This window comes from Providencia sp. Marseille-Q8014 (assembly GCF_965112055.1).
Window position 1 is genome coordinate 1,086,074 of the sequence record NZ_CBCOPT010000001.1, and the last position, 17,666, is coordinate 1,103,739.

Below are 17,666 nucleotides of genomic sequence, written 5' to 3' on the forward strand. Positions count from 1 at the left end.
ATACCATTACCAAGTTGTAAACTTATAATTACATTCTCTTTCTGTTTGTATGTTTTTTGAGCGTTAATAAAAGAGCTGGATATTTTATTATTTGCTTTTTCAATTGGTTATCTTTGTGTTCATTTTTATTTACATCGCTGTAATTATTTTACAGTTTTGGATTGTAATCTTTACGTTCCATGGTATGTTATTAACCAGCACACAAACACAATATATAAACAGTTAAGCAGGTAATAAAAATGATCATGCAAAAAGATGTACTCAATAATGTGAATATTCGTGATGAACAGGTATTAATTACACCTGAGGCTCTAAAACAAAAATTTCCACTGAGTCACAGCAACCTGCATGCCATCGCGGCTTCGCGTAAAGTCATTGCTGATATTATTCATCAACGCGACCCACGCTTACTCGTGGTATGCGGCCCTTGTTCTATTCATGATGTCGATGCGGCTATTGAATACGGCCAACGTTTACAGAAACTTGCTGCTGAATTGAATGACAGTTTATATATTGTGATGCGTGTTTATTTTGAAAAACCTCGTACAACTGTTGGCTGGAAAGGTTTAATTAGCGACCCATTAATGGATGGTTCGTTTGATATGGAAAAAGGCTTACATATTGCTCGCGACTTGCTGACAAACCTTGTTAATATGGGGCTACCTTTGGCGACAGAGGCTTTGGATCCTAATAATCCTCAGTACTTAGGTGATCTTTTCAGTTGGTCTGCCATTGGTGCAAGAACAACAGAATCGCAAACACACCGTGAAATGGCATCGGGTCTATCAATGCCTGTAGGATTTAAAAATGGTACCGACGGTAGCTTATCGACAGCGATTAATGCGATGAAAGCGGCGTCTATGCCTCACCGTTTTATGGGAATTAATCAATCAGGTCAAGTGAGTTTGTTGCATACAAAAGGCAATGAAAATGGACATGTTATTTTGCGTGGCGGTAAAACACCAAACTATAGCCCAGAAGATATTGCTGCCTGTGAAGCTGAAATGCGTAAAGCTGGACTTGAACCGTCATTGATGGTTGATTGTAGCCACGGTAACTCGAATAAAGATTTCAGGCGTCAACCGTTGGTTGTTGACTCTATCATCGAGCAAATTACTCATGGAAATAAGTCAATAACCGGTATTATGTTAGAAAGCCATTTACATGAAGGCAATCAAAGTTCTGAGCAGCCACGTAGCGAAATGAAATATGGCGTGTCAGTGACCGATGCTTGCATTGATTGGGAAACAACCGAAACAGTATTGCGTAAGCTCCATCATGCATTGCAGCCAGTGCTTGACGAACGTGCTGAAAAATTTGAAATTGCAAGTTGATACAAGGTATAGCTATGTCTGCTGAATTATCTCATCTGAGAGAACAAATTGATGAGGTTGATAAATCGTTATTAGATTTGTTGGCTAAACGCTTACAACTGGTTGCTGAAGTCGGTGAAGTCAAAAGCCAACATGGTTTGCCTATTTATGTCCCTGAGCGAGAGTCAAGCATGTTGGCTGCTCGCCGCCAAGAAGCAGAACGGATGGGGATACCGCCTGATTTAATAGAAGATATTCTTCGCCGCGTGATGAGAGAATCTTACGCTCGCGAAAATGATAAAGGATTTAAAACCCTGAAACCTGATGCTGGCCCAATTGTGATTGTGGGTGGTGATGGCAAAATGGGGCGCTTGTTTAATCGTTTACTGACACTCTCAGGTTATCAAGTTAAAACGCTGGGTGAACAGGATTGGGCGCAAGCGGAGTCAATTCTTTCTGGTGCTAGCGTTGTTATTATCAGTGTACCGATTCATTTGACAGTACAGGTAATTGAACGACTGCCAAAATTGGATAAAGAAACAGTCCTCATAGATATTGCATCGGTTAAAGATAAGCCTTTAAAAGCGATGTTAGCAGCGCATGCAGGACCTGTTTTAGGCTTACACCCCATGTTTGGTCCTGATGTAGGAAGTGTTGCTAAACAAGTATTTGCCTTTTGTGATGGCCGAGATAGCGAATCTTACCAGTGGTTCCTAGAGCAATTACAGGTTTGGGGAGCCCGCTTGAAAAAGATTACAGCCAGTGATCATGACCGTAATATGAGTTTTATTCAGGCGTTGCGCCATTTTACAACTTTTACGTATGGTCAAAATTTAGCGCAGGAACATGTGGATCTACAGCAGTTGTTAGAGTTGTCATCGCCTATATATCGCTTGGAATTGGCAATGGTTGGGCGTCTATTTGCTCAAGACCCTCAATTGTACGCTGATATTATTATGTCATCTGATGAAAATATTGAATTAATTCGCCGTTACTATCAGTTACTCGGCCAATCTATAGAGATGCTCGAACGTAAAGATAAGGCCGAATTTATTCGACAATTTAATGAAGTAAGCGATTGGTTCGGGGAAGATGCTCACCATTTTATGAAAGAAAGCCAATCGCTGTTGCAAAGAGCCAACGACAACCGCAAGTAGCTTTCAAAAATGGCTCCTATATAAGGAGTCATTTTTATGTATCGTCAAAAAATTCGCCGCAATTTACCTACCTGATCTTTACCATCTACACGTAATTTCACTTATTTTGATTTTTTGTAATTAAAAATACTGTACTCATTTACTTGTATAGTTATTTATATTGCTATTTTTTAATAATATCTATTTATAGAGTGAATATTTATAAATTAAACGATTTAACTGATAAAGTTAGTGAATAATTTATCGATATTAATTCTCATAAAGTGACAGTTTTATCGGTGAGGAATCTATGTCTTTGAAGGATATGAAAATTAGCGCAAAATTATCCATTGCGTTCGCTTTCTTTATTTTACTTATATTAGTGAGTTCGGCGTTTTCTTTCGTCAGCTTGAACAAAGCCAACAACGGTATTCAAACAATCATCTATAAAGATTATCCAATGACTGTTAGAGCTAATCAGCTAATGGATAATTTTTATTCTTATATTGGCATACAGGAGTTGATACTTCTGGATGATCGAGATAGCGATAGACGTCGAAATGAACTAAAAAAAATTAGTTCAAACGTCGCCCAGCTTTTGAAGGAATTAGATGAAAACGCAATGGATGAGCCCTCTAAAGAGGGGCTAATTCAGATCCGTGATGTTCGTCAGCGCTTTCTACAATCTCAGGCCCGCTTAAATGAATTCTTAAATAATAACAATCGCAGTGCTGCTATTGATGAGATGATGAATAATACGTCAGCTATTCAACGTGAGTACCGTGAAAGAGTTCAAAACTTCATCGAAGTTCAGAATAGACGCATGCAAGCAGCTGCTGGGGTTGTAGAGAGTAATTATAATTTTAATAAATGGTTATTAGCGACTCTTGTGATTATTAGCATTGCAACAGGCTGTGGTATGGGCTGGTTTATTGCACAATCGATCACACGCCCATTGAGCCAAGCCGTTGGTTTTGCTCAAGCGATAGCATCGGGAGACCTAACACAACATGTTGCAGCCAGATATCGCGATGAAACCGGTATACTATTACAAGCGTTAGTTGAAATGAAAACACGCTTACTTGAGATAGTTAGAGAAGTTCAACATGGCTCCGAGAGTATTTCAGCTGCCGCAGGCCAAATTGTGGCAGGAAACCAAAACCTAGCGGCAAGAACAGAAGAGCAGGCGACATCCGTAGAAGAAACAGCGAGTTCTATGGAGCAAATTACATCCACGGTACAAAATACCGCTGATCATACCCATCAAGCGACGCAGCTTGCGGCAGATACTGCTGTTGCTGTAACCAAAAATGGGCGAATGATGAATCAAGTGACAGAAAAAATGCGGGTTATTCATTCTTCATCAAGCCAGATGACAGATATCATTAATCTCATTGATTCGATTGCATTCCAAACCAATATTCTTGCTTTAAACGCTTCTGTTGAAGCCGCAAGGGCTGGTGAGCATGGGCGTGGTTTTGCCGTTGTTGCAGGTGAAGTAAGATTATTAGCGCAAAAAAGTGCGAATTCAGCGAATGATATTCGAGGCCTTATTGAAAATTCTCTCGCTCAGACGAAGGAAGGCATGGAATTAGTTGAACATGTTGAATCTCAAATTAATGACATGGTTAAAAATGTCGATGAAATCGATCAACGTTTGCAAGAAATAGGCCAAGCAAGCCATGAGCAAAGTTCGGGGATCTTGCAAATCAATAGTGCAGTTGGGCAGCTTGATGCGACAACGCAGCAAAATGCGAGTTTAGTTGAAGAATCCGTTGCCGCAGCGGCGTCACTTAATGAACAAGCATTGCACCTTAAACAATTGGTGAACTATTTCCGTATCGACTTTGCAAATAGATAACATTATTAAATCAAAATAATGGTGTTATTGATGATGTCATTGAAATAGGTTGGTGATGATATAAAGCCAGTGTGTATTGACTGGCTTTATATTTTGCAATGTCACTCGATTATGGCGCGATTTTCTCGGGTTCAACAGGAACGATATTTTCAGAAGGGTAGCAACCAAGAACTTTAATAGAACGTGTAATGGCTGATAACTCTTTTAATGCCTGTTGCATATTCCCAGAACGTAGGTTGGCATGCACATCTATATAAAACATCTCTTCCCAAGGTTTGCCATTGATAGGACGAGACTCGAGCTTACTCATGATAATCTTATTATTTTTTAAGATGATAAGTGCATCAACAAGGGCACCTGCTTGTTGGCCTGTTGTGATAAGTAATGTGGTTTTTGCAGGTACTTGCTCTGTAACTTCAATGGATTGTTGAGCAACGACAATAAAACGCGTCATGTTAATTTGCTGATTAGCTAAATTATGCTCGAGAACTTGTAAACCATACAAGGCACCACCCGCTTCGCTGCCGAGCGCTGCAACATGCGGTGAGTTTTGTTGGGCGACATTTTGCATCGCGGTTGAAGTGCTATCACAGTATTCAATTTTCCAGTGTGGGAACTGAGCTAAATATTGACTGCATTGTTGGAATGGCTGCGGATGACTATAAACCGTTTCTATTTTACTGAGATCAGTGCCCCCAACGGTAAGCAGGCAGTGATTGATGGGGAGACGAATTTCACCCACAATCGATAATGTGGTGTTTTGCAATAGATCATACACATCATTGATTGCACCTGAGCTAGTATTCTCTATTGGTAAAATACCATAATCGGCTTGGCCACTTTCAACGAGAGAGAAAATATCTTGGAATTTATGGCAACTACACTCAACCAATTGGTCAAAATGACGAGCTGAATATTGGCGTGCAGCAATATGAGAATAAGAACCTTTAGGGCCTAAAAATGCGAAACGCGCAGAGTCATTGGGTGTTAAGTTTAAATATTGCTGCAAGATGGCTTGCTGCGTAAGTACGGAATCTTCAATGATCATTTGAAAGAGACGTGTCACATAAAAACCATCTAACCCTAGTGGTTTAGCTTTATTAATCAACACATCTAATAATTGACGTTCACGTTCTTTATCCCGTATTGGGCGGTTATCTTCTAATTTTGTCTGTGCAACTTCAACGGCATATCCACGCCTTTTGGCTAGGAGTTCGAGAAGTTCGCTGTCCAATTGGCTAATTTTTTTTCGTATCTTCAGTAAATTAGTGCTGTTATCCATCCTACCCGCCCTATAAAACATCGCTGAAACAAAAAAGCCCCCTAATTTAGGGGGCTTGCAAATCTTGTCATCTTTTCTTTCTCAAACGACAAAAGCCCCTAATAGGAGTGGCTAAAGCTAAAGAAAGAAAAGAAAACAAAATTCATATGCATAATAATATCACCATTGTTTGTCTAGTCTTTAAATAGACCTGATACAAGAGCAGATGTCAACAAAAAAGAAGCTGTTCAACTAAAAACGCGCCTATGGTAGGCGCGTTGGCAAGGTTTCAAGATAAGTTTGTAGATAATATAAAATTATAACGTAACGAGGTTCGCTTCTTTTACACTATTGCTGGCTCTTCTTGATTCTCCTTTATGTTGCACTTTATTAAGTTGTCTTTCGAGTTTGTTAATCAATTCATTTATGGCAACGTACATATCTTCATGTTTTGCGCTAGCAACGAGTTTTCCTGTGGCTGTTTTAATATTGGCATCTACCATAAAACCTTGTGGTTCTTTTGATAAGACAACATGAGGACTAATTAAATTGACTTGCCATTTTTCAAGTTTAGTCAGACGGCTTTCAATGTGATCTCGGATAGCTGGGGTAATATCCATTTGTTTGCTAGTTATGTTCACTATCATATAGTTACCTCTCATTGTTTCCGCCTTTGATGTATTCAGAATACTGACTATTTATCTAAAAAACTTGACGTAGATCACACTTGAAGAATGCAGTTACACTTCGTGATCTGAACTGTGATTCAGGATAAAAAAGAAAGGGAAAGGGATTGCCAAGTTAAGGTTCTTGGGCGAAACTGAAATAGTTGACTATCAATACGGTTAATAGTCGGTACTCTTTTTGGGTTAAAATTCGCAATTGGCGTAAAATGCGAAAAATACTCTGGAAAATCAACAGAACCGAATTTATTTCGGGATGAACCTATCTTTATCACGCCATACTGGAATAAAAAAAACAGCAGCCGAGGCTGCCGTTTTCAATCGTTACTGACTAGCGTTAGTTTGCATTGGCGGCGAGTAAGCTATTAACTTTATTAGCTTCGACATCTAACCCCATCTGCTTATAAGCTATTTCCATATATTTTAGTGCTTTATAGGTAGCTTCAGTATCTGGGTAATCCCTTAACATTTGTTGAGCACGATTGACAACCGCGACATAAGCCCCGCGTTTGTTGTAGTATTCAATGACAGAAAGGTCAAACCTTGCTAAGCGATCTTTTAAATAAACAAGACGTTTACTAGCATCGTTAGCATAGAGGCTGTTAGGATAATAGCGAACTAACTGACTAAAATCTTTGAAGGCAACACGTGCATGTTGAGGATCTCTGTCTGAACGGTCGATACCAAAGAAACCTTGCAGTGCACTGTCATCAAGTGCCATTGCCGTTAACCCGCGCATATAAAGAACATAGTCAATATTTGGGTGAGTTGGGTTTAAACGCATAAAACGGTCAATTGCTGCTATCGCCATTGGTAGCTCAGCTGATTTATAATAAGCATAAATCAGATCTAATTGCACCTGTTGTGCGTAAGGGCCAAATGGATAACGGTTATCCAATGCTTCCAGTTGTTTGATGGCTGCTTTGTAGTTACCATCCTGCAACTTTTGCTGACCAATACTGTACATTTCAGCCGGAGTGCTATCAGGGCTGACTTCATTATTGCTGGAGCATCCGGTGAGTACCAGGCTCAACGTGGCAGCAGCCACCAGATATTTTATACGTATCATCACGTGTTGGTTATCCTCTGAGTGTTTCGAGGGAGACTATCCGTAAGGCTCCCGGCAAAATTCGAGTTACAATAGCATACATTTTAAATAAAACGGCACTGCCGTCAAAACACAAACACTAAAAAAGTAGATTAATTTATGGCTCAACAAGTACAACTTAATGCAACTGTTGCTGAATCACAGCTCGGTCAACGTTTAGATCAGGCTTTAGCGGAATTGTTCCCTGATTATTCGCGTTCACGTATAAAAGAGTGGATTTTAGATGATAGAGTGCAGGTTAATGGGAAAGTTATCAATAAGCCAAAGGAAAAAGTTTTAGGCGGAGAAGAAATTTTAGTTGATGCATTAATTGAAGAGGACAATCGTTGGGAGCCACAAGATATTCCTCTTGATATCGTTTATGAAGACGATGATATTCTCGTGATTAATAAGCCTCGTGGATTAGTTGTACACCCTGGCGCAGGAAATCCAGATGGCACGATATTAAATGCCTTATTGTATCGTTACCCTGAGATTGTCGATGTGCCACGAGCAGGTATTGTGCATCGCTTAGATAAAGACACAACAGGGCTGATGGTTGTGGCAAAAACAGTTCCTGCACAAACTCGTTTAGTTGAGTCGTTACAATTACGTGAAATTACACGTGAATATGAAGCGGTTGCGGTTGGCAGAATGACGGCTGGCGGCATGGTGGAAGAGCCTATCTCACGGCATCCGACTAAACGCACACATATGGCTGTTCATCCAATGGGAAAACCCGCATTGACACACTATAGGGTTATGGAGCACTTTAGGGCTCATACACGTTTGCGTCTACGCTTAGAAACCGGTAGAACACACCAAATTCGTGTCCATATGGCACATATCAATCATCCTCTTATTGGTGATCCTCTGTATGGTGGGCGTCCACGTCCGTTAAAAGGGGCGAGTGAAGCATTTTTTGAGGTGATGCGTAAATTTGACCGTCAAGCGCTGCATGCCACGATGCTTCGGTTGTATCACCCAATTTCTGGTATTCAAATGGAGTGGCATGCGCCTCTGCCAGATGATATGGTTGAGCTTATTGAAGCCTTAAAAGCAGACTATCAACTGCACAAAGACGATATGGATTGGTAATGAACTCATTGATTTTTCCTGACTGGCCACAACCTAAAAAGGTCTCATGCTGTAGCACCACACGTATTGGTGGGGTCAGCTCATCTCCATTTGATAGCCTAAATTTGGGTGATCATGTTGGTGATGAGCCAATGGCCGTCAGTGAAAATCGTTACCGCCTTCAGGCATTAGCAGGGTTGCCACAACAGCCGTTATGGCTCGAACAAGTCCATGGTACAAAAGTATTATGCTTAGATGGCAGCGACATTGAAAATAAACAAGCTGATGCCGTTTACACTCATCAAACGGGCGTTGTTTGTGCCATCATGACGGCAGATTGTCTGCCGGTTCTCTTTTGTAGTCAGGATGGACAAGAAGTTGCCGCTGCTCATGCCGGATGGCGTGGGTTATGCGAGGGTGTTCTTGAAAATACAGTTGCTCAGTTTTCGTGCCCCAAAAATCAAATTATGGCTTGGCTAGGCCCTGCAATTGGCCCCAGCAAATTTGAAGTCGGGCCAGAGGTCAGAGACGCTTTTATCAAGCAGTCAACTGAGCTGGCCGCAGGTTTTGCTATTCATGGCGACAAATTTTTAGCGGATATCTATTTATTGGCACGTAAAAAGTTGCAAGCCGTTGGCGTAACTTCAATTTATGGTGGGGAGTTTTGTACCGTGAGTGACAAAAACAGATTTTACTCCTACCGTCGTGAGGGAAAAACGGGGCGCATGGCCTCATTAATATGGGTAAATAACTAGTGTTTAGTGAGTTATTCTGAATTAACCCATATGGATGAAATAATTCATTTATAAACTTGAATAAATAAAAATAGACCTCATCTATTCTCCAGAAGCAATTTTAATCTCATTTTTAGTGGAGGTGTTATGCGTCTGGATCGTTTAACTAATAAATTCCAGCAAGCTCTCGCTGACGCCCAGTCATTAGCCCTTGGGCGCGAAAACCAGTTTATTGAACCTATTCATTTATTAAGTGCACTGTTTAATCAAGAAGGTGGCTCTGTACGACCTCTTTTGACAACGGTGGGTGTCAATGTCGGGCAGTTGCAACAAAAAATTGAAGAAGCGCTTTCGCGTTTACCGCAAGTGCAAGGGGTTGCCGGTGATGTGCAGCCTTCAAGTGATTTGATCCGTCATTTAAATTTATGTGATCAACTAGCACAAAAAAATGGCGATGAATTTATCTCCTCTGAATTATTTCTTCTTGCAGCTTTAGAAGCGAATACATCACTTGCGGATATGCTTAAAGCAGCCGGTGTCAATAAAGCGAATTTAAATAAGGCAATAGAACAAATGCGTGGTGGCGAAAAAGTGAATGACCAAGGTGCTGAAGACCAGCGCCAAGCGTTAAAGAAATTTACTGTTGACCTGACAGAGCGTGCGGAACAAGGCAAGTTAGACCCAGTGATTGGTCGTGATGAAGAAATTCGCCGTACTATTCAGGTATTACAGCGTCGTACAAAGAACAACCCTGTGCTGATTGGTGAGCCTGGCGTTGGTAAAACCGCGATCGTTGAAGGATTAGCGCAACGTATTGTGAATGGTGAAGTGCCTGAAGGTCTGAAAAACAAGCGTGTTTTATCCTTAGATATGGGAGCCTTAATCGCAGGTGCTAAATACCGTGGTGAGTTTGAAGAGCGTTTAAAAGGCGTACTGAGTGACCTTGCTAAGCAAGAAGGTAATGTCATTCTGTTTATTGATGAATTGCATACCATGGTTGGTGCGGGTAAAGCGGACGGTGCCATGGATGCGGGGAACATGTTGAAACCTGCATTAGCACGCGGTGAATTGCACTGTGTGGGGGCAACAACACTTGATGAGTATCGTCAATATATAGAAAAAGATCCGGCTTTAGAACGTCGATTCCAAAAAGTGTATGTTGCAGAGCCAAGCGTTGAAGACACAATCGCGATTTTACGTGGTCTGAAAGAGCGCTATGAGTTGCATCACCATGTGCAGATTACGGACCCTGCAATCGTCGCAGCGGCAACGTTATCTCATCGCTATATTACGGATCGTATGTTACCGGATAAAGCGATTGACTTAATTGATGAAGCTGGTGCGAGTTTGCGTATGCAAATGGACTCGAAACCTGAATCGCTTGACCGTTTAGAGCGCCGTATCATTCAGCTCAAATTGGAACAGCAAGCCCTGAAAAAAGAGTCCGATGACGCGAGTAAGAAACGTCTTGATATGCTCGAAGAAGAGTTAGCGGAAAAAGAGCGTGAATATTCTTCATTAGAAGAAGAATGGAAAGCAGAGAAAGCGTCATTAACAGGTACACAGCATATAAAAGCCGAGTTAGAGAACGCACGCTACGAAATGGAGAAAGCACGTCGTAGTGGTGACCTCGGAAAAATGTCTGAACTGCAATATGGCCGTATTCCTGAGTTGGAAAAACAGTTAGAAGCAGCGACTAAAGCAGAAAATAAGAGTATGAAACTTCTGCGAAATAAAGTGACTGATGTCGAAATCGCTGAAATTCTAGCTCGTTGGACTGGTATACCTGTTTCTCGTATGTTGGAAAGCGAAAGAGAAAAACTATTACGTATGGAACAGCAATTACACCAGCGCGTAATAGGCCAAGATGAAGCGGTAGTTGCGGTATCGAACGCTATTCGTCGTAGCCGTGCAGGTTTGTCAGACCCTAATCGCCCAATAGGTTCATTTATGTTCTTGGGGCCAACAGGGGTTGGTAAAACGGAATTATGTAAAGCACTGGCAAACTTTATGTTTGATAGTGATGATGCGATGGTTCGTATCGATATGTCCGAGTTTATGGAAAAACATGCCGTTTCACGTTTAGTGGGGGCTCCTCCAGGATATGTGGGGTATGAAGAAGGTGGTTATCTAACTGAAGCCGTTAGACGTCGCCCTTATTCTGTTATTCTCTTGGATGAAGTCGAAAAAGCACACCCAGATGTCTTTAATATTTTATTACAGGTATTGGATGATGGGCGCTTAACGGATGGCCAAGGTCGTACGGTCGACTTCCGTAATACCGTTATTATTATGACATCAAACCTCGGTTCTGATTTGATTCAAGAACGTTTTGGTACTATCGGTTATTCAGAAATGAAAGATATGGTTATGGAGGTTGTCGCACATAGCTTTAGACCTGAATTTATTAACCGTATCGATGAAGTGGTCGTGTTCCATCCATTAGGTAAAGAACATATTACAAACATTGCGAATATCCAGCTTGGTCGTTTATATAAACGTCTTGAAGAACACGGCTATGAAGTTACCGCATCATCTGCGGCATTGGAAAAAATTGGTGAAGCAGGGTTTGACCCAATCTTTGGTGCTCGTCCATTGAAAAGAGCAATCCAACAAGAGATTGAAAACCCTCTGGCGCAAGAAATATTGTCAGGTAAATTGATCCCAGGTAAACCAATAGTCTTAGATGTGGAGAATGATGAGATAGTCGCTAAACAGTAACTATTCGCTTTTCAATTAGGTAATAGAATCCAAGGCGGCCTTAGGGTCGCCTTTTTATCACCTTTTTTCATGAAAAGAGGCCCTTTTTGCTATAAAAATGCACCAAAAGTGTAAAAAATAATCAGTCGTCAAATTTTTTTAAAAAAAGACTTGCTAGAATTTTCTGACTCCCTATAATGCGCCTCCACTGACCGACGATGAGCCAACACAGAATGTGATGGCAAGCCCAAAAGGCTAACGACGGCAGGCGAGAGAATCTGAAAAGATAAGCGAAAAAAAAGCTTGACTCTCGGTGAGGAAAGCGTAATATACGCCACCTCGCGACAACGACCTAAACGGTTAATATCGAAAGATAAAGTCGCAACGCTCTTTAACAATTTATCAGACAATCTGTGTGGGCACTCACAGGACACTATCAAAAAAATATTTGATTTTAAGTCTTGAAGAGTGACTAACACGTTAATTCATATATGAACTAACAATGTGCAATTCGATTGTGGAAGGATAACGCGAAGGCGAGTGAGCATTTCCGAGACAGTACTGAGGTACGGCGAGGAAAGCGCAGCGAAGCCGACAATGTTAGCCGAACAGAAGCGAATTGATAAACAGTTTAATTCTTTGAGCATCAGACTACTTTTAATTGAAGAGTTTGATCATGGCTCAGATTGAACGCTGGCGGCAGGCCTAACACATGCAAGTCGAGCGGTAACAGGGGAAGCTTGCTTCCCGCTGACGAGCGGCGGACGGGTGAGTAATGTATGGGGATCTGCCCGATAGAGGGGGATAACTACTGGAAACGGTGGCTAATACCGCATAATCTCTAAGGAGCAAAGCAGGGGACCTTCGGGCCTTGCGCTATCGGATGAACCCATATGGGATTAGCTAGTAGGTGGGGTAATGGCTCACCTAGGCGACGATCCCTAGCTGGTCTGAGAGGATGATCAGCCACACTGGGACTGAGACACGGCCCAGACTCCTACGGGAGGCAGCAGTGGGGAATATTGCACAATGGGCGCAAGCCTGATGCAGCCATGCCGCGTGTATGAAGAAGGCCCTAGGGTTGTAAAGTACTTTCAGTCGGGAGGAAGGCGTTGATGCTAATATCATCAACGATTGACGTTACCGACAGAAGAAGCACCGGCTAACTCCGTGCCAGCAGCCGCGGTAATACGGAGGGTGCAAGCGTTAATCGGAATTACTGGGCGTAAAGCGCACGCAGGCGGTTGATTAAGTTAGATGTGAAATCCCCGGGCTTAACCTGGGAATGGCATCTAAGACTGGTCAGCTAGAGTCTTGTAGAGGGGGTAGAATTCCATGTGTAGCGGTGAAATGCGTAGAGATGTGGAGGAATACCGGTGGCGAAGGCGGCCCCCTGGACAAAGACTGACGCTCAGGTGCGAAAGCGTGGGGAGCAAACAGGATTAGATACCCTGGTAGTCCACGCTGTAAACGATGTCGATTTGGAGGTTGTGCCCTTGAGGCGTGGCTTCCGGAGCTAACGCGTTAAATCGACCGCCTGGGGAGTACGGCCGCAAGGTTAAAACTCAAATGAATTGACGGGGGCCCGCACAAGCGGTGGAGCATGTGGTTTAATTCGATGCAACGCGAAGAACCTTACCTACTCTTGACATCCAGAGAACTTAGCAGAGATGCTTTGGTGCCTTCGGGAACTCTGAGACAGGTGCTGCATGGCTGTCGTCAGCTCGTGTTGTGAAATGTTGGGTTAAGTCCCGCAACGAGCGCAACCCTTATCCTTTGTTGCCAGCGATTCGGTCGGGAACTCAAAGGAGACTGCCGGTGATAAACCGGAGGAAGGTGGGGATGACGTCAAGTCATCATGGCCCTTACGAGTAGGGCTACACACGTGCTACAATGGCGTATACAAAGAGAAGCGACCTCGCGAGAGCAAGCGGAACTCATAAAGTACGTCGTAGTCCGGATTGGAGTCTGCAACTCGACTCCATGAAGTCGGAATCGCTAGTAATCGTAGATCAGAATGCTACGGTGAATACGTTCCCGGGCCTTGTACACACCGCCCGTCACACCATGGGAGTGGGTTGCAAAAGAAGTAGGTAGCTTAACCTTCGGGAGGGCGCTTACCACTTTGTGATCCATGACTGGGGTGAAGTCGTAACAAGGTAACCGTAGGGGAACCTGCGGTTGGATCACCTCCTTACCATTGAAGTGTTCTTGTGAAGTGTTCACACAGATTGTCTGATGAAATAGAGTCAACGGTATCAATAGGCTTGTAGCTCAGGTGGTTAGAGCGCACCCCTGATAAGGGTGAGGTCGGTGGTTCAAGTCCACTCAGGCCTACCACTTTTTGCTTATGCTGCGTTGTAGCTTAGCTCGTTTACCCGCGTAAACGTCGCCAAGACTACGCCTTGCCTAAGAAAAAAGACCTTCCGAAGACGCGAACCGCGTAAAGAAGAGATAATTGGTACTGTCAAACCTGTTATGGGGCTATAGCTCAGCTGGGAGAGCGCCTGCCTTGCACGCAGGAGGTCAGCGGTTCGATCCCGCTTAGCTCCACCATAATACTTTTGAATTATTCAGAATAGATTAGTTATAGTCTATTGCGAATAATTATGCTCTTTAACAATCTGGAACAAGCTGAAAATTGAAACAACGCACATTGTTTATCGCTTAAACAATGTGAGAGTCTCTCAAAATTTCAAACCTGAAATTTTCGGTCATTCAAACGAGTGGCATGAGCGAGCAGTGTGAAATTCGCGGCGTAGGAGCGCAGTCAGCGCAGCGTACATCGGTACGTGAGCATGACAAGCACCGCGCAACAAAGAATTTCACCACGCACAGCCATGACAGTTAGGTGATCGTTGAAACAATTTCGGGTTGTGAGGTTAAGCGACTAAGCGTACACGGTGGATGCCTAGGCAATCAGAGGCGATGAAGGACGTGCTAATCTGCGAAAAGCGTCGGTAAGGTGATATGAACCGCTATAGCCGACGATGTCCGAATGGGGAAACCCAGTGCAATTCGTTGCACTATCGTTTGATGAATCCATAGTCAAACGAGGCGAACCGAGGGAACTGAAACATCTCAGTACCTCGAGGAAAAGAAATCAACCGAGATTCCCCTAGTAGCGGCGAGCGAACGGGGAGCAGCCCAGAGTCTTAATCAGCATCAGCATCAGGAGAACGGTCTGGAAAGTCCGGCAGTAAAGGGTGATAGCCCCGTATCCGAAGGTGTTGGTGTTGTGAACTCGACGAGTAGGGCGGGACACGTGTTATCCTGTCTGAATATGGGGGGACCATCCTCCAAGGCTAAATACTCCTGATTGACCGATAGTGAACCAGTACCGTGAGGGAAAGGCGAAAAGAACCCCGGCGAGGGGAGTGAAATAGAACCTGAAACCGTGTACGTACAAGCAGTGGGAGCACCTTTTAGGTGTGACTGCGTACCTTTTGTATAATGGGTCAGCGACTTATATTCTGTAGCAAGGTTAACCGTATAGGGGAGCCGTAGGGAAACCGAGTCTTAACTGGGCGATTAAGTTGCAGGGTATAGACCCGAAACCCGGTGATCTAGCCATGGGCAGGTTGAAGGTTGGGTAACACTAACTGGAGGACCGAACCGACTAATGTTGAAAAATTAGCGGATGACTTGTGGCTGGGGGTGAAAGGCCAATCAAACCGGGAGATAGCTGGTTCTCCCCGAAAGCTATTTAGGTAGCGCCTCGTGAACTCATCTTCGGGGGTAGAGCACTGTTTCGGCTAGGGGGTCATCCCGACTTACCAACCCGATGCAAACTACGAATACCGAAGAATGTTATCACGGGAGACACACGGCGGGTGCTAACGTTCGTCGTGAAGAGGGAAACAACCCAGACCGCCAGCTAAGGTCCCAAAGTCATGGTTAAGTGGGAAACGAAGTGGGAAGGCTCAGACAGCCAGGATGTTGGCTTAGAAGCAGCCATCATTTAAAGAAAGCGTAATAGCTCACTGGTCGAGTCGGCCTGCGCGGAAGATGTAACGGGGCTAAACCATGCACCGAAGCTGCGGCAGCGACATGTAAATGTTGTTGGGTAGGGGAGCGTTCTGTAAGCCTGTGAAGGTGTGCTGCGAGGCATGCTGGAGGTATCAGAAGTGCGAATGCTGACATAAGTAACGATAATGCGGGTGAAAAACCCGCACGCCGGAAGACCAAGGGTTCCTGTCCAACGTTAATCGGGGCAGGGTGAGTCGACCCCTAAGGCGAGGCAGAAATGCGTAGTCGATGGGAAACAGGTTAATATTCCTGTACTGGTGATAATTGCGATGGGGGGACGGAGAAGGCTAGGCTGGCCGGGCGACGGTTGTCCCGGTTTAAGGATGTAGGCAGGTGAATTAGGCAAATCCGGTTCACTACATGCTGAGGTCTGATGACGAGTCACTACGGTGGCGAAGTAGCTCATGCCCCGCTTCCAGGAAAAGCCTCCTCTAGATTATCATTAATCGTACCCCAAACCGACACAGGTGGTCAGGTAGAGAATACTCAGGCGCTTGAGAGAACTCGGGTGAAGGAACTAGGCAAAATGGTGCCGTAACTTCGGGAGAAGGCACGCTGGCGCTAGGTGAAGTCCCTTGCGGATGGAGCTGAAGCCAGTCGCAGATACCAGCTGGCTGCAACTGTTTATTAAAAACACAGCACTGTGCAAACACGAAAGTGGACGTATACGGTGTGACGCCTGCCCGGTGCTGGAAGGTTAATTGATGGGGTTATCCGTAAGGAGAAGCTCTTGATCGAAGCCCCAGTAAACGGCGGCCGTAACTATAACGGTCCTAAGGTAGCGAAATTCCTTGTCGGGTAAGTTCCGACCTGCACGAATGGCGTAATGATGGCCAGGCTGTCTCCACCCGAGACTCAGTGAAATTGAACTCGCTGTGAAGATGCAGTGTACCCGCGGCAAGACGGAAAGACCCCGTGAACCTTTACTATAGCTTGACACTGAACATTGAGCCTTGATGTGTAGGATAGGTGGGAGGCTTTGAAGTGTGGACGCCAGTCTGCATGGAGCCAACCTTGAAATACCACCCTTTAATGTTTGATGTTCTAACGTGGCCCCATCATCTGGGGTGCGGACAGTGTCTGGTGGGTAGTTTGACTGGGGCGGTCTCCTCCCAAAGAGTAACGGAGGAGCACGAAGGTTGGCTAAGCATGGTCGGACATCATGCGGTTAGTGCAAAGGCATAAGCCAGCTTGACTGCGAGAGTGACGGCTCGAGCAGGTACGAAAGTAGGTCTTAGTGATCCGGTGGTTCTGAATGGAAGGGCCATCGCTCAACGGATAAAAGGTACTCCGGGGATAACAGGCTGATACCGCCCAAGAGTTCATATCGACGGCGGTGTTTGGCACCTCGATGTCGGCTCATCACATCCTGGGGCTGAAGTAGGTCCCAAGGGTATGGCTGTTCGCCATTTAAAGTGGTACGCGAGCTGGGTTTAGAACGTCGTGAGACAGTTCGGTCCCTATCTGCCGTGGGCGTTGGAAGATTGAAAGGGGCTGCTCCTAGTACGAGAGGACCGGAGTGGACGCACCACTGGTGTTCGGGTTGTCATGCCAATGGCACTGCCCGGTAGCTAAGTGCGGAAGAGATAACCGCTGAAAGCATCTAAGCGGGAAACTTGCCTTGAGATGAGTCTTCCCTGACTCTTTAAGGGTCCTAAAGGAACGTTTAAGACTAAGACGTTGATAGGCTGGGTGTGTAAGCGTAGCGATACGTTGAGCTAACCAGTACTAATGAACCGTGAGGCTTAACCTGACAACACCGAAGGTGTTTTAGAGAGAACGTTG

Annotated in this window: 9 protein-coding genes, 2 tRNA genes, 2 rRNA genes and 1 other annotated feature; of the genes, 10 read left to right on the top strand and 3 right to left on the bottom strand. The window is 44.2% G+C overall.

Features of this window, described 5'->3' with window-relative positions:
- The first annotated feature begins 239 nt into the window (after positions 1–239).
- The 3 genes from ACWPW6_RS04710 to ACWPW6_RS04720 all read left to right on the top strand — a co-directional run bounded on the left by ACWPW6_RS04710 (position 240) and on the right by ACWPW6_RS04720 (position 4,310).
- Positions 240–1,334 (top strand): 3-deoxy-7-phosphoheptulonate synthase, encoded by a 1,095-nt coding sequence (locus tag ACWPW6_RS04710; protein WP_269723313.1) that lies wholly within the window; start codon positions 240–242, stop codon positions 1,332–1,334.
- 14 nt (positions 1,335–1,348) lie between these two features.
- Positions 1,349–2,470 (top strand): bifunctional chorismate mutase/prephenate dehydrogenase, encoded by a 1,122-nt coding sequence (gene tyrA, locus ACWPW6_RS04715; RefSeq protein ID WP_163860773.1) that lies wholly within the window; start codon positions 1,349–1,351, stop codon positions 2,468–2,470.
- Positions 2,471–2,759: 289 nt separating this feature from the next.
- Entirely contained in the window at positions 2,760–4,310 is a 1,551-nt protein-coding gene (locus ACWPW6_RS04720) for a methyl-accepting chemotaxis protein (RefSeq protein WP_163860774.1), read from the top strand.
- Positions 4,311–4,419: 109 nt separating this feature from the next.
- On the opposite strand, the gene pheA is transcribed toward ACWPW6_RS04720, so the two are convergent.
- From pheA to bamD, 3 genes are all read right to left on the bottom strand, one after another.
- Complete coding sequence (gene pheA / locus ACWPW6_RS04725) at positions 4,420–5,592, bottom strand: bifunctional chorismate mutase/prephenate dehydratase (RefSeq protein ID WP_167520911.1); 1,173 nt, start codon at positions 5,590–5,592, stop codon at positions 4,420–4,422.
- A gap of 27 nt (positions 5,593–5,619) precedes the next feature.
- Positions 5,620–5,748, bottom strand: a sequence feature (Phe leader region).
- A 140-nt stretch (positions 5,749–5,888) separates the two neighbouring features.
- Complete coding sequence (gene raiA, locus ACWPW6_RS04730; RefSeq protein ID WP_154624347.1) at positions 5,889–6,218, bottom strand: ribosome-associated translation inhibitor RaiA; 330 nt, start codon at positions 6,216–6,218, stop codon at positions 5,889–5,891.
- Between the two features lie 373 nt (positions 6,219–6,591).
- Complete coding sequence (gene bamD / locus ACWPW6_RS04735; protein WP_154624350.1) at positions 6,592–7,323, bottom strand: outer membrane protein assembly factor BamD; 732 nt, start codon at positions 7,321–7,323, stop codon at positions 6,592–6,594.
- Between the two features lie 138 nt (positions 7,324–7,461).
- Between bamD and rluD the strand changes: the two genes are divergently transcribed.
- The 7 genes from rluD (at position 7,462) to ACWPW6_RS04770 (ending at position 17,634) form a co-directional block, all read left to right on the top strand.
- On the top strand, positions 7,462–8,439 hold the full coding sequence (gene rluD / locus ACWPW6_RS04740; protein WP_250000063.1) for a 23S rRNA pseudouridine(1911/1915/1917) synthase RluD: 978 nt from the start codon (positions 7,462–7,464) through the stop codon (positions 8,437–8,439).
- Positions 8,439–9,173 carry a purine nucleoside phosphorylase YfiH gene (gene yfiH, locus ACWPW6_RS04745; protein WP_196713859.1) on the top strand — a complete coding sequence of 245 codons (735 nt, stop codon included), beginning with the start codon at positions 8,439–8,441 and terminating at the stop codon, positions 9,171–9,173. The genes rluD and yfiH overlap by 1 nt, the downstream gene beginning before the upstream one ends.
- 126 nt (positions 9,174–9,299) lie before the next feature.
- The gene (clpB, locus tag ACWPW6_RS04750; RefSeq protein WP_196713860.1) at positions 9,300–11,873 is read left to right on the top strand and encodes an ATP-dependent chaperone ClpB; all 2,574 of its coding nucleotides are present in this window, start codon (positions 9,300–9,302) and stop codon (positions 11,871–11,873) included.
- A 637-nt stretch (positions 11,874–12,510) separates the two neighbouring features.
- Positions 12,511–14,049 (top strand): 16S ribosomal RNA (locus ACWPW6_RS04755).
- Positions 14,050–14,115: 66 nt separating this feature from the next.
- Positions 14,116–14,192, top strand: a tRNA-Ile gene (locus ACWPW6_RS04760).
- Between the two features lie 140 nt (positions 14,193–14,332).
- A tRNA-Ala gene (locus tag ACWPW6_RS04765) sits at positions 14,333–14,408 on the top strand.
- Between the two features lie 324 nt (positions 14,409–14,732).
- Positions 14,733–17,634: ribosomal RNA gene (locus ACWPW6_RS04770) — 23S ribosomal RNA — on the top strand.
- Together the 16S and 23S rRNA genes with 2 tRNA genes alongside form the textbook arrangement of a ribosomal RNA operon.
- Positions 17,635–17,666 lie beyond the last annotated feature (32 nt).

Coding starts and splice junctions, on each gene's coding strand:
- pheA (WP_167520911.1), bottom strand. CDS start 5,592: ATGGATAACAGCACTAATTTACTGAAGATACGAAAAAAAATTAGCCAA.
- bamD (WP_154624350.1), bottom strand. CDS start 7,323: ATGATACGTATAAAATATCTGGTGGCTGCTGCCACGTTGAGCCTGGTA.
- clpB (WP_196713860.1), top strand. CDS start 9,300: ATGCGTCTGGATCGTTTAACTAATAAATTCCAGCAAGCTCTCGCTGAC.
- ACWPW6_RS04710 (WP_269723313.1), top strand. CDS start 240: ATGATCATGCAAAAAGATGTACTCAATAATGTGAATATTCGTGATGAA.
- raiA (WP_154624347.1), bottom strand. CDS start 6,218: ATGATAGTGAACATAACTAGCAAACAAATGGATATTACCCCAGCTATC.
- tyrA (WP_163860773.1), top strand. CDS start 1,349: ATGTCTGCTGAATTATCTCATCTGAGAGAACAAATTGATGAGGTTGAT.
- rluD (WP_250000063.1), top strand. CDS start 7,462: ATGGCTCAACAAGTACAACTTAATGCAACTGTTGCTGAATCACAGCTC.
- ACWPW6_RS04720 (WP_163860774.1), top strand. CDS start 2,760: ATGTCTTTGAAGGATATGAAAATTAGCGCAAAATTATCCATTGCGTTC.
- yfiH (WP_196713859.1), top strand. CDS start 8,439: ATGAACTCATTGATTTTTCCTGACTGGCCACAACCTAAAAAGGTCTCA.